Source organism: Corynebacterium sp. HMSC077G07, assembly GCF_001809225.1.
GTDB classification, from domain to species: domain Bacteria; phylum Actinomycetota; class Actinomycetes; order Mycobacteriales; family Mycobacteriaceae; genus Corynebacterium; species Corynebacterium jeikeium_D.
Genome location: NZ_KV796532.1, coordinates 1 through 12240 on the forward strand (window position 1 = coordinate 1; position 12240 = coordinate 12240).

The 12240-nt window shown below is 55.7% G+C and carries 12 protein-coding genes and 1 tRNA gene; 4 read left to right on the forward strand and 9 right to left on the reverse strand.

Annotation, left to right across the window (positions count from 1 at the left end; genetic code table 11):
* Positions 1-123: 123 nt before the first annotated feature.
* Together HMPREF2562_RS04480 and HMPREF2562_RS04485 are read right to left on the reverse strand one after the other, a co-directional pair.
* Positions 124-918, reverse strand: coding sequence for an ABC transporter ATP-binding protein (locus tag HMPREF2562_RS04480; protein WP_049172923.1), 795 nt, complete (start codon positions 916-918; stop codon positions 124-126).
* 102 nt (positions 919-1020) lie between these two features.
* Positions 1021-2037: an FtsX-like permease family protein gene (locus HMPREF2562_RS04485; RefSeq protein ID WP_246819325.1), complete on the reverse strand. Its 1017-nt coding sequence runs from the start codon at positions 2035-2037 to the stop codon at positions 1021-1023.
* 149 nt (positions 2038-2186) lie between these two features.
* Here HMPREF2562_RS04485 and HMPREF2562_RS04490 point away from each other — a divergent pair, with 149 nt between their 5' ends.
* The gene (locus HMPREF2562_RS04490; protein WP_065421673.1) at positions 2187-3392 is read left to right on the forward strand and encodes a sensor histidine kinase; all 1206 of its coding nucleotides are present in this window, start codon (positions 2187-2189) and stop codon (positions 3390-3392) included.
* A 67-nt stretch (positions 3393-3459) separates the two neighbouring features.
* Positions 3460-4137, forward strand: a complete 678-nt coding sequence (locus tag HMPREF2562_RS04495; protein WP_070549694.1) for a LuxR C-terminal-related transcriptional regulator — start codon at positions 3460-3462, stop codon at positions 4135-4137.
* Between the two features lie 53 nt (positions 4138-4190).
* On the opposite strand, the gene HMPREF2562_RS04500 is transcribed toward HMPREF2562_RS04495, so the two are convergent.
* A complete protein-coding gene (locus HMPREF2562_RS04500; protein ID WP_016422276.1) occupies positions 4191-5360 on the reverse strand; it encodes a L,D-transpeptidase in 1170 nt (389 codons plus the stop codon).
* Positions 5361-6012: 652 nt separating this feature from the next.
* Between HMPREF2562_RS04500 and HMPREF2562_RS04505 the strand changes: the two genes are divergently transcribed.
* A tRNA-Lys gene (locus tag HMPREF2562_RS04505) sits at positions 6013-6085 on the forward strand.
* A gap of 453 nt (positions 6086-6538) precedes the next feature.
* A complete protein-coding gene (locus HMPREF2562_RS04510) occupies positions 6539-7354 on the forward strand; it encodes a tyrosine-type recombinase/integrase (RefSeq protein ID WP_141744769.1) in 816 nt (271 codons plus the stop codon).
* Positions 7355-7363: 9 nt separating this feature from the next.
* Here the strand turns inward: HMPREF2562_RS04510 and HMPREF2562_RS04515 are convergent, their stop codons facing one another.
* From HMPREF2562_RS04515 to HMPREF2562_RS04530, 6 genes are all read right to left on the reverse strand, one after another.
* Positions 7364-8053: a hypothetical protein gene (locus HMPREF2562_RS04515; RefSeq protein ID WP_070549682.1), complete on the reverse strand. Its 690-nt coding sequence runs from the start codon at positions 8051-8053 to the stop codon at positions 7364-7366.
* A 364-nt stretch (positions 8054-8417) separates the two neighbouring features.
* Positions 8418-9119, reverse strand: coding sequence for a hypothetical protein (locus tag HMPREF2562_RS04520; protein ID WP_141744770.1), 702 nt, complete (start codon positions 9117-9119; stop codon positions 8418-8420).
* Positions 9120-9885: 766 nt separating this feature from the next.
* Entirely contained in the window at positions 9886-10917 is a 1032-nt protein-coding gene (locus HMPREF2562_RS04525; protein ID WP_070549684.1) for an AAA family ATPase, read from the reverse strand.
* Entirely contained in the window at positions 10910-11074 is a 165-nt protein-coding gene (locus HMPREF2562_RS10940) for a hypothetical protein (RefSeq protein ID WP_168162074.1), read from the reverse strand. The genes HMPREF2562_RS04525 and HMPREF2562_RS10940 overlap by 8 nt, the downstream gene beginning before the upstream one ends.
* A gap of 96 nt (positions 11075-11170) precedes the next feature.
* Positions 11171-11422, reverse strand: coding sequence for a hypothetical protein (locus HMPREF2562_RS10880; RefSeq protein WP_141744771.1), 252 nt, complete (start codon positions 11420-11422; stop codon positions 11171-11173).
* 4 nt (positions 11423-11426) lie between these two features.
* On the reverse strand, positions 11427-11828 hold the full coding sequence (locus HMPREF2562_RS04530; RefSeq protein ID WP_070549685.1) for a P27 family phage terminase small subunit: 402 nt from the start codon (positions 11826-11828) through the stop codon (positions 11427-11429).
* Positions 11829-12240: the final 412 nt, after the last annotated feature.

Here is a 12240-nt window from a genome sequence, read left to right on the forward strand (position 1 = left end):
AACTCACACAGTTTCACATTTGCAGCCCGTAATTTCTGGGGTTAAAGGCCAAAAATGTGAGCCTTTCCGGCGGCGTGGTTATCTGACCCAGCCTTTTCGATGCCGCCTCCTCCCCCATAGTCACTACCGAGTAGCCACCAAGCCTGCATCCGCGGACTGCAGCTTGCCGTCAACCATCTCCACGATTCGGTCGGCACCGTGGAGCTGCCCCAGGTCGTGGGTGATGTACAGGGTGGCCACACCCATCTTCCGCGTCACATCCATAATCAGTCGCGTCACCGCCCCTGCACTCTTCTGATCCAAAGCCGCGGTCGGTTCGTCGACTAGCAGCACTTCCGGCTCATTCATCAGTGCGCGCGCAACATTGACGCGTGCCTGCTGACCACCGGAAAGCTGGCTCACGCGACGTTCTCCCAGCCCAGCCAGTCCGACTGCCTCGAGCAATTCATCTGCGCGCTTCTCCGCTTCACGACGGCCACCCGCGGGCCACCCGAAAACACGGCCCAATCGCCGCATTGCGATGAGCTGCTGCTTGACCGTCAGCGCTGGCAGAAGATTCGGCTGCTGGAAAACGATGCCGATGTGTTCGCGACGAATCTTGGCAGCATCCGCGCCGCGAGCGCTCAGATCAATGGCCTTCCTTTCCGCACTCTCGTCCGCGCCTGCACCGTTCGCGTCCTGCTTGTTGGAGTACAGCGTGACATGTCCGGTATCGGCACTCTTCAAACAACCTGCGATGGTCAACAGAGTCGACTTGCCGGAGCCCGATGGTCCGACCAGTCCCACTACCTCGCCTGCCCGGATCTTCAGCGAGATGTCATCCAAAATGGTGCGTTTGTTGTCGCCATCTTGGACGGTCAGCGAAATGTTCTTCAGAGCGAGTGCCACGGGAGCCTGGTTGTCGATGTAGGTAGTCATTTTGTCCTGAATTCCTCAATTCCTCAGTTGAAGGTTGTGCATGATTAACGCGATGTGAGTGTTCTGTGGGAAGCCGCCGTGCTAGGCCGTACTAACGAGCCACTACGCATTCGCCAATGCGGTGGTCGGATCGACGCGGAATACCGGCACCAGTGCCAGCAGCGCACCAACTACGCCGGTCACGGCCAGAATGAGCCCCGGCACGACGGTCGTGGAAGCATCGACCACAATTGGCATGACGTCGCCGCTCTGCAGAGCCCAGCCCGCCGCTGCAGTCACCGCAACACCGCCACCGACTCCGATTGCCAGCACGGCCAGGACCTGCGCCAGAGAGTCAGCCACCAGCACGGAGCGGGACGCACCGAGCGCCGAGGAAATGGCCACACCACGCAGTCGTTGAACGGTCCACACGGTGAAGAACGCGCCTACCACCAGCGCAGAAATCACATACAGCATCGAGGTCATCGCGTTCAGCGAGGTCTGCTCACCCTGGTAGGAAGCCGACAGGTTATTGCGTTCGCCGTCGCGCAGAATGGTTCCTTCCGAGACATTCGGCAGCTGCGCCGCGGACTCGTCGACAACCATCGCCGCTGGCACCATCTGCCCCGGCGTCAGGTCTTCCATCACGCCGCGCCCGGCATAAATGACCGCTTGGTGGTCCAACCACTTATCTCCCGCCACGCGCGCAACGGTGGCCTCGTGCTCGCCCATCGCGCCAGACAGGGTCAGCGAGTCACCTTCCGCAATGGCGGTTTCACTGACGCCGTCGGTGACGGCCACCTGGTCGTCGTTAAGCGAAAAGTCGGAGATGACGGTGACGGGCGTTTCATCGACGCGCGCACGACTGACGTAGACATCGCGGACATTTGCGCCGTTGTCGCTCGCCCATGTCTGGACGCTCTTTCGCGCCGTCTCGCCGATGCTTGACGACGACAACGACGTAGCCCCCTCGGAGACGACGACGGCGTCGTTTTTGTCGTAGACCTCGTCCAGTGCGGAGACGGACTGGGCGGACAGGCCGGCGGCCAAAGCCGAGAGGAACGTGACCATCACAGCAATCATCCCGACGGTGATGGTGATCAGTGCGGCACGGCCTGGAGCGGCTCGAAGTTCTTTCATTGACTGGTACATACTCATTATGGTCGTGGATTCAAAGGCGGATTTAATCGCCATGGAGGTTGAACTTCGTCTCCAACTTTCGGTTGATGTTGACAATTCCGGCTCGTCAGCGGTGTTTTGGCAGGCGGAACTGCCCTAAGCTCGAGAGCGTGGATACTCCTGAGACCCTGAACCGCAGCTGGCAATTACTGCGGTTTGCCCTGGATGTTTTGGTGCTGGTGCTGCTGGCGGTATGCGTGGTTCCGGATCCGCAGTGGCGAATCATCACCTATGCGGCGTGTTTTCTAGCGGTGTACATCGCAGGTTCGGTCGGGCCGATTGGTCGGGCTCGGCATGGCAACGTAGCCAACGAGGTCGCGCTGACTAAGCCGCGTGGCCTGCTGTTGGGCTGGCTTGTGATTCTGCTGCTGTGCTGGGCGGCAATGTCGTTTGCGACGCTGGATGCCTCTTTCCTGGTCTTCCCGCTGTTTTTCGTAATTCTGCAGGTCACCGGTGGCCTAATGGCCGTGGTTATGGTGGTGGCAACGACGGCGACGGCAATCGGTGCTATCGCCGTCCACACTCCGCTGACATTTGGTGGTGTCCTCGGCCCCATTCTGGGTGGGACGTTTGTACTCACGGTGGGGCTGGGGTTCCGGCTCCTGCAGAAGGAGACTATCGAAAAGACCAAGGCGCTGGAGGAGCTCTCAGCTGCCCGCGCCCACTCGGAAGCACTGTCCCGTCGTGCCGGTGAGCTGGACGAACGCGCACGCCTCGCAGCCGATATTCATGACACCGTGGCGCAGGGGCTTTCCTCCATCCAGCTGCTGCTGCATTCGGTGGAGTCCCGCATGAAAAGTGCTCCCACTCAGCATGACCAGACCTCGGTGGATTCGCTACAGCTCGCCCGCAAGGTTGCGGCCGACAATCTCGCCGAGACCCGGCGCATCATCGCAGCACTTCAGCCGGCTCCCCTCGAAGGCGCAGACCTATCCGGTGCGTTGGAGAAAGTCTGCTCCTCCACGGTGCTGGGCGATGCTGTCAGCTTCTGCGTCGACGGCACACCCACGCGGCTGCCGGCCACCGTCGAAGCAACCATCATCAGGGTGGCCCAGGCGAGCTTGGCGAACGTCGTCAAGCATGCACACGCCACACGTTGCCGTGTCACCCTGACCTACCAGCCCGACGAGATTCTGCTCGACTGCGTCGACAACGGCATCGGCTTCGACCCCACCGCACCAACTAACGACGACAGCGTGGGGATCGCCAACGCGCGCCGACGCGTGGAGAAGCTCGGCGGCACCTTCACCATCGAGTCGGAACCGGGGCGTGGCTGCGGTGTCAGCGTCAGCATCCCGCACGAGCTCGCCTCTTAAAGTCCCGCGCCTGGTATGCAGGTAGGAAACGACCATTCACATCACCCGAGGAGTTAGCCAGGTGACCATGCCCATCGGAGTCCTTATCGCCGACGATCACCCCATCGTCCGCGCTGGTCTTCGCGCAGTCGTTGAATCGGCGCCGGATATCGTCGTGGTTGGCGAGGCGGCCAGCGGTGACGAGGCGGTCGAGAAGGTGCGTGCATCGCTTGACGACGACTCTTGCGACCACATCGATCTGGTACTCATGGACCTTCGCTTTGGTGAGGCCCCTGGCACTGCTACCCGCGCAGGCGGAGTTGATGCCACCGCAGCCATCCGCGCACTGGCCGGGCGCGGCGCAAAGGCTCCAGAAGTGTTGGTGGTGACCAATTATTCTTCGGACTCGGATGTGCTCGGCGCTGTCACCGCAGGCGCAGTTGGTTATCTGCTGAAGGATGCCGCTCCGGAGGAGCTCATCGATGGTATCCGTCGTGCCGTTCGCGGCGAGACCGTGCTGAACACACAAGTGGCCGGGCGCTTGATGGGGCGGATGCGCAACCCCAATACAGCACTAACCCCGCGCGAACTCGAAGTGCTCGAGTTGGTCGCGCGGGGTATGTCGAATAGAAAAATTGCAGAACAGCTGGTGCTCACCGAAGCGACTGTGAAATCGCATCTGGTACATATTTTCACCAAGCTAGGCGTCAGCTCCCGCACCGCGGCTGTTGCTCGGGCGCAGGAGCTGGGAATGTTGGGTGATTAGGAAACGGACTAACCCGCGTGGCTTAAATGATGGCCTCACTTAGAGGACATGGACTACCAAGAGCTGGTCTCGTCGGCGTTGCCCTTCTTCCAGGTCTCCCACGGGATGTTCCAGTCACCTAGTCCATCAACACCGGAGAGCGTCTCACCAATCGTATTCTTCACAATCACGATGTCACCGCGCTTAGTGTTGTCCAGGAACCACTTAGCGTTGGCGTCAGTGACGTTGATGCAACCGTGAGACTGGTTGACGCTGCCCTGTGCCCACGTTGACCACGGTGCACCGTGGACGTAGATACCGGAGTAAGACATCTGCGTTGCATAGTTAACCGGCGTGACGTAGCCACCGTTTTCCAGAGACAGGCCGTAGGTACGGGAGTCCATCACCATGGTCTCGTTGCGATCACCGATGATGTACTGGCCATTCGGAGTCGGGTGAACATTCGACCCCATAGAGATAGGCATGGAGTTTACGACTTCACCGTTCTTCTTAATGACCATGGTCTTCGTCGCATCATCAGCGATAGCAATGACTTCATCACCGATAGTGAAGCTGGTTTCGGCGGACTCCGCACCGTACATATCGTCACCAAGATCCGTGCCGTAAATATCGGACTTCACAGTAACCTTGGTCCCCGGCTTCCAGTACTCCTTTGGACGCCAGCGCACCTCACTGTTATTCAGCCAGTAGAAAGCGCCTTCCACCTTAGGCTCGGTGGTCACCTTAATTGCTTCCTCAGCAGCCTTGCGGTCCGAAATACTCGCGCTGAACTTCACAGCAATAGTCTGACCGACACCCACGGTGGAACCATCCAGCGGGGACAGATAACCATTTACCTGAGAAGTCGGCTCGACGGTGGTGAAAGAAGTAGCCAGCTTTTCTGTGCCCGAGGTGGCGTTAATCTCATAGGTCTTTGAGTAGCCCAGGGGTTCTGCAGTGGTCCACTTGGTACCACTGGAGTCGAGCTTGCCCTTGACCTCTTTGCCCTCAGGGTTGGTCATAACAACCTTGTCCAGGCGATGTCCCTCTTCCACCTGAACCGAAATCGGGTCAACCACCGAAACATCGGTGGCGTCGTCCTTCACACTGGCGACAAGACCAACGTCTGGCTTCTCCGCCTCTTGCTGCTCGGCATTATCTCCGCCGACGGTACAAGCAGCTAGCGAGATGGTGGTCGCAAATGTCACCACCGCCATCGACAGGCGCTTAAAAGATTGCCGCATGATCGTGCTTCACTCCAACAGTGCAATTATTAAGTAGTAAGTCCCGGGGACACACTGCGACACACAGCGGAGTCCTGCTACAGCCCCTGGTGCGCCCTCGAAAAAGGTCAGACTACCCTGCAGCGGCACTAGCCACCGATAAAACGCTCGCCCTAACTGAAAAGCCTTATTGACTGCCCAATCGCAGTCATCAACCCCTCACAGGGCGCAGCACGCAAAGTAGCCCAACGGTTCCTACAGTTAACCCTCTGGAAAATTGCTGTGCAACCCCAAAAAACCGGGGCACTTCAACCGACCTGGGAAAACAGCGCCCCCTTGAAGCTGCGTTACCGAAAAGTAATCAGTTCGCTATTCAAAAGTGCCACCGGACGCTTCCGGACGTTACTGAACACTGTCGAACGTAACTCCGACATCTATGCACACTCCCAACGTTGATGGCATTGATACAGGCCCTACCCCACTTTGAGGATTTCCAAACTTTTTTTGAACTTTTTTCAAACGGTTGCGCAAAACCTTTCAAAAAACATGCAAAAACACCGACCAAAAAACAGGGCCTGACCAGCCGATTTTACAAACAATCAGAAACCTGGTTATATATCTTCTCGTTGCCGGCGAGGAGCTCACACAGAGAGCACCAAGCAGGAAACAGTAAGCGCCATTAGCTCAACTGGCAGAGCAGCTGACTCTTAATCAGCGGGTTCGGGGTTCGAGTCCCTGATGGCGCACAAAAGCCCAGGTCAGGCAGTATTTTTACTGTCTGGCCTTTGGCGTTTTTAGAGGTAACTCCCTGTTCAGGGCGTTTTCCACAGTAACACATCCCGGGGTACATTTAACCGCCCGTGTACCCGGGAAATGACCTCTAAGGGCACACATTGGGCACGAATTGGGCACAAAACTTCGGTAGTTTACGACTACTGAAAAGCGGACGATACCAAGCTCGGTACACCGCACCGGACGGCAAACGATACGGATCCACGTTTCCGGACAAACTAAGCGCGCTCGCATGGCTAGCCGAAAACAAGAAGGCGATCGACCTAGGCGCTTGGGAATCACCAAACACCGAAAAGGAAACTGCCCCTACGGTCGGTGAGCTGACACACCACTGGTTTCAACTAATCGCGCCGGGCGTACGAAACTCCACCCTCCGGGCTTACAAGGAAGTGGTAGGACTCCGAGTCTTGGGGCACGAACGGCTTGCCTCTACCCCGGTGGATAAACTAACCCCTCGCAAGGTTGCCGCGTGGTGGCAGGACACCGTAGAAGCTTTTCCCGATACCGCTTACCGCAATCACCGGGCTTATCAAAAGCTCCGAACAATCATGAATCTGGCTGTTGAATACAGCTATCTCACTTCAAACCCGGTTCACGTCCGAGTTGCTTCTCGCAGACCAAAGAGCAAGCGGAAGGACCTGCCAACCACTGAACAACTCAAGGCAATCTTGGAACACGTTCCACACCGCTACAGGCTCATTACGGTGTTGTGCCTCTTCCACGGCCTTAGGCTGGGCGAAGCCCTAGCCTTGCACGGCAAACACGTCTTTCCGGACAAGGTGATAATCGAAGGAACCCTAGCCAGAGTTCCTAACGGCAACGGCGGTGTGAAGATGGAACTCCACCCGCCCAAGACACAAGCGGGCTACAGAACCGTACCGATCATGCCAGAGTTTCAACACATCATTACTGAGCATCTAGCCACGTATCAGCCACGTCCGGAGGGCTACGCAACCGAGACCGACAACGGTGCGGCGGTGTTTGATACGTCGTACAGGTCAATCTTCTACCGAGCCAAGGATAAAGCCGGGATTGAAGACGATCTCACACCCCACTACGGGCGTGTGTACCTCATCACCCGGCTTGCTGAAGCCGGTGCAACACCTCGAGAAATTGGTGCCATACTCGGGCAAGAAGACGTGTCCACCATCGTCAATACCTACATGAGAGCTAGGCAATCGAGGCCGAAAACTCTCATGTCATCGTTGGACTTGTCAGACTAGTGACGCGACCTAGCCTAGGAGCGCTCGGGCTTCTTCTAGCCCGAGCTCTCGAGGCTGCTTGGTGCAGTCGTTGGCCTGCCAGCTAATCACTTGCCCAGGCACATCGGGGTTACCGAACCGATCTGTCCCGGCGAATCCGTCTACCGCACCGAAGTAGCAAGACACAGCCTGCAACTCTTCCGGAGCAGCTAGGACAGCGGTGACAGCCCGGCTATCCCGCTTCCACTGGTTAAACGCTGCACTGCTCGGAACGATGTTGCCAACCCGGTGCATTGATCGCGGCTGACACAACGGAACTACGTGCTCCAAGTTCCGATAGGTTAACTTGTCATTCCTGTCCTTGGCCTGAAGCTCCACTCCCGTGTAATAGCATCTTGCTGGATCGTGATTCCGCTTATTCTTGAGGTACTTCACCAACCGGGCTTCGGTGACTCGGTATCGCCTACGCCCCAGTTTCTCGGCTCGCTCGTAACCATTCTCTAAGGCGTATCCGAAGCCGTACCCGCTCTTAGCCCGTCGACGGGCTGCTGCGTTGGTACACCGTCGACAGCGGGACATAAAACCACCAATCCCCTTCTTGTCTGGAGTGAAGTTGGTAGCAGTGAGTTCCAAAACGTCTCCACAGGTGTTGCAAACCTTCTTTCCCTGGAGTGCGTAGAACTCCTGGAGGGCTTTCAGTTCTGGCTTGATTCTTGACATATTTTCCTTCCTTCTAATGATTACTCGATTCAACTAGCGGGGTTTGTTTGATAACAGGCCTACAGGCATACAAAAAGACGAGCTCTCGAATCTGGAGAGCCCGCCCTTAATCTGTTGCTTTAGTGACTTACTTCGTTTCTGAGCACAATGCTGACTCGACGCTGTTCAGGCGCCTAGGGAGTACGTCGAACTCGGTCTACATTTCGTTCGAAAAACTCAACATACTTCTACTCAATACATCACCTAAACTTAGGAACCCCGAGTTCAAAGTCCAACAGGCTTACTCAATTTTGACACCTTTTGCATCAGAGGAAGCCTTGTGCTCATTATTGGACTTAATGCAGAATCGTCGCCTAGAAATCTTTTACGACTCGCGCAGCTGCTCGTTGGCAATACGCGCCATATCGTTTAACTTATTCCTCGGATTATACGCGGCACTTCTGATCATTTCAGAAAGATTATCCACATTATCTTCCATCATCCCTTCAAGCTTTTTAGCAATATCTTCGTACCTATACTCCAATTCAGAAATTAACTCATCACTTATAGCAAGAATGCACTCATTCTCAACCTCAACCCTTAAAGCAAAATCAGCCTTAACAATTTCTTCAAGGTAGCGATGGAATCCACGCCTACAATAGATTGCTCGCTGGTTTTGTATCAGACGTTCTAATACATCATCGCCCGATTTCTGAAATGACTCCAGAATTAACCTATCGCTAACCTTGCTGTTATCTATATCAGATTGCCAGTCAAGAATATTTCGGTACTCTTTAATCACATCTTTCACAAACTGTTCTTTAAACGCTGGATTGTTTTCAACAAGTTCAGTTAAACTTGTTCGGTAATTTTCATACGATCCCCACACTAAATAAATGAAATCTTTTACAGATTTTCGTTGTTTACGCAGAAACTCAACTTGCCTATCTCTTTCACGACTCGCTTCAGTCCATTTCACCGTCAGGAAAACTCCCAACAATGTAATAACAGCCGCCGTAACCGAGCCCCAAAACGGCAACCCTTTCTCCGACATCAGAATAGAGAAAACCTCGGTTAGGTAATTCATGATTACATAATCGCTCAGTATCAATGTCACCACAACATCGGGGCTAATGATTGTTCAGCAGTCATTCGAGATTGGTTCTAGTCCACCGGGGCTAGACCAGCGAAGTTCTGGTAGCTAGCACCGCTCCAGCGGTGACTGTCTTCGGAGCTAGACAGCCCGGCTCACCGGGGTGTCGACGGGGCTATGAAGACCTCCGAGGCCTGAGTAGCCCCTCGCTTATCTCTTCAGGGGACTACGCCTTGTTGCTCCGTCCCTTCAGAACAAGTACAACCGGCTCCGGCGACTGACACCTACGCCGGAAACGAGCACCTCGGAGACTGATCGCCTCCTCCATGCTCTATCCCACCGGAGCTCTAAGCGGAGGTGCGTCCTACGCTTCTCGGCTTCGGACTCAACTGTTGAGAGCAGCCCCTCGAAGGGCTGCCACACACTCAACGGCAACCCCGGAGGTTGCCTCCTACACAACTTGGTAAGTACGCGGCCTCCAAAAGGCCGCTACTGATTAACGAGAGTGAGAGCCTCGGTGCAATAAGCAAGAGGGGCTCGAACCATCGTGAGCGGAGCTCTGTCGCTCCTTTCTCACGACCGGGCTGCAACAAGCAGCCCTTGGTTCTTACTACCCCGAAGAAAGGGAGGCCGTAAGCCTCCCGTTAAAAGTATATTTTGTAACGGGGATATATAAGGGGGTACAAGTACAAAGTACAAACCTCTGACCTGCGATTTTGCAGTGCTTTGTACTACTTTCAAGGTCAAAACTAGTACAAAACTACTTCGGCAAATATCGCCCCTCAGACCTGGTCCAGGTGATTGTCTCTACCTTATTGAGCCGAGTGCGGATCGTACCGGCCTCGAGATGGATCTCCTCGGATGCCAACGCACGACTAACTCGCTCACAAGCTGTCTCCTGGCTCAATCCGGCTGGCAGCCCTAGGGCAAGCTCAATCATTCGCTCTTGAACATCAAGCTTTTCTTTGCTTCGACTATGGCTCGAAACCGCTGCCTCACCATCGACGGTGAGAAAACCGTCCTCGTTTCGGAGGCATTCGATCGGCTCTACTCGGGCATTGTTCGACGTGAACTCTAGAACTCTCTTCTCCTCATTCACCGTGCCACCCGGTGAACTTAGAAAGACTCTTGCACGGGCAAACTGAGTCACCGCAGCGTTACCAGCGGGACGCTTAATTTGCTTGCCTTCGAACCTCGAATCAGTGGAATGCCCAACAAGCACCGAGGGAACTTCGAGATCATGGAGACGAAGGAACAGATACCTCCAGCCTTCTCGTTGATTCATATCCCCATCGACCAGAGCGGTGGCATGATCGACAACCACCAGACCGTAGCCTGAGAAGGCCACACCCCGAGCTAAACGATTCCAATCGTCAGTATCGAGCTCACCCGACACTGTCTTAATATCCACCCGATCCGTGTCAACTCCGAGAGTGTCCAACCGGAGCTTGTATTCAAGATCGCTTCCAGCATCGGTAACGACGATCAGCACCTTGGAAACGCTGTCAAAGCTGGTAAGCCCGAACAGATCATTACCAGAGAGTGCAGCATCAATAATCTGAGCGACCAAGAATGACTTGCCCATCTTCGATTGTCCGTAAACGAACGTCGTTCCTAAACGGGCTAGAATGCCTTCGATAATCCAGAAGTCTTTAGCTTCTACCGGCTTCATGGCAGACAGAGAGACGGCACCGGTTAAGTGCCGTCCGTACTCTTGTTCTCCGAGCTCTGTCAGATTGCCATCGGGGTCAATCAGATCCCCGCTAACGCGGTCGTGGCTAGTACTAGTCAAGCGTAATCACCTGCTCAATAGCGGTAGCAAGAGCTCGAAGCTCTTCAGTGTTCATAAAGATCTTCCGAGAATACCCGGGGATACGGATTGTGTGGCACTGCCCCTTCGAACTGGTTTTAGTCTCAATCCACGGGTGCTTTCGCTGATTGTCGGTCATGGTGTCCTTTCTGATGATTGTTTCTTTAGCCCGGTGCAGCTGTACTAATCCGGTATCGGAACCCCCACAGCGGTAGCCGAGCTGTTCGGGTGTGGCTTAGAGCGGCCGGTTACCGAATCGAACGATCCAATCGCGAAGCCCGGTGCCGAGGTGATCGGCTACCTCTAGCGCGTTGACGGCTCCGATGCGTGACACCAGAAAGTCCACGTGAGCCTGTAGCTCCGGAACATAAACTCTGGTGTATTCGCTGTAATTCGACGGCAAGCGGTGGAAGCCGGGATGAACGTAGCCAGCCACTATCTCGGGAGACGGAAGTAGTGCCGGTGATGCGTTGGTTCTGATCGTCACCGAATCACCTCGAGGTGTTGTGTCGAGCCCGTGCTGCGGTACGACCAGCAGCCGACAGCTTGGCCTTTTGCGCTAGCTGCTCTTCCGAGGTCTCAGGAAGATTGAGGGACTTGATCAACTTATCGAGCTGGTTGGTCTGAGCTCGTGCCTCAGCAATGAGCGGGTTAATGACCGCCTGCCCCATCGAGCCTTTTACAGTGAACTGCTGTCCCTCCATCGCTGTTTCGAGTTGCTCGATCGTGTCAGCGGTGCGACAAGCACGCTCGAGAATGGCGTACTTTCCTGGTTCCCCGGTGAAGTCGAAAACCGAGGTCATTTCTTGCCAGAGCTCCTTACCTCGGTTCTGGAGAACCTCAGGAGGAGCCGGTGGCTCATAGCTGTGCAGTTGTAGCGGAAATAGTTCCATTGATTAGTAATTCCTTTCCTGTAATGGCGATTCAGTCTCGGCAAGCTCCTAAAAATGGAGTTTGGGATTCGCATAAAGCCGGGCGGGCGCAGTCACAGGCGGTGCTAGGGGACGGGGCGAGGGTATGCCCCCTGGGTGCCCGAGGTGCCGACCTCTGAATCTCGATAGGCAAAACCAAAACCGAGACCGGTCTATTAGGCAGCAACGACGCTGACTGGAGGTACCAACAGACTCTTGCCTGAGGGGTGCCAAAGTCCGTAGGACAGCAGCCAGAACCTGCCTAGCCCGCGCGCCTGCCTAGTGCGACCTAGCGGGCGCATACCCGCCTAGCGCCCTAGCCTGCCTAGCGGCGTGCATAGCCCTCCCCGGCACGCCCCGGGCACCCTACCCCGGGGCGGGGCACTCCTACGCC

Coding starts and splice junctions, on each gene's coding strand:
- HMPREF2562_RS04520 (WP_141744770.1), bottom strand. CDS start 9,119: ATGAATTACCTAACCGAGGTTTTCTCTATTCTGATGTCGGAGAAAGGG.
- HMPREF2562_RS04530 (WP_070549685.1), bottom strand. CDS start 11,828: ATGGAACTATTTCCGCTACAACTGCACAGCTATGAGCCACCGGCTCCT.
- HMPREF2562_RS04500 (WP_016422276.1), bottom strand. CDS start 5,360: ATGCGGCAATCTTTTAAGCGCCTGTCGATGGCGGTGGTGACATTTGCG.
- HMPREF2562_RS04480 (WP_049172923.1), bottom strand. CDS start 918: ATGACTACCTACATCGACAACCAGGCTCCCGTGGCACTCGCTCTGAAG.
- HMPREF2562_RS10940 (WP_168162074.1), bottom strand. CDS start 11,074: ATGACCGACAATCAGCGAAAGCACCCGTGGATTGAGACTAAAACCAGT.
- HMPREF2562_RS04485 (WP_246819325.1), bottom strand. CDS start 2,037: ATGAAAGAACTTCGAGCCGCTCCAGGCCGTGCCGCACTGATCACCATC.
- HMPREF2562_RS04515 (WP_070549682.1), bottom strand. CDS start 8,053: ATGTCAAGAATCAAGCCAGAACTGAAAGCCCTCCAGGAGTTCTACGCA.
- HMPREF2562_RS04495 (WP_070549694.1), top strand. CDS start 3,460: ATGCCCATCGGAGTCCTTATCGCCGACGATCACCCCATCGTCCGCGCT.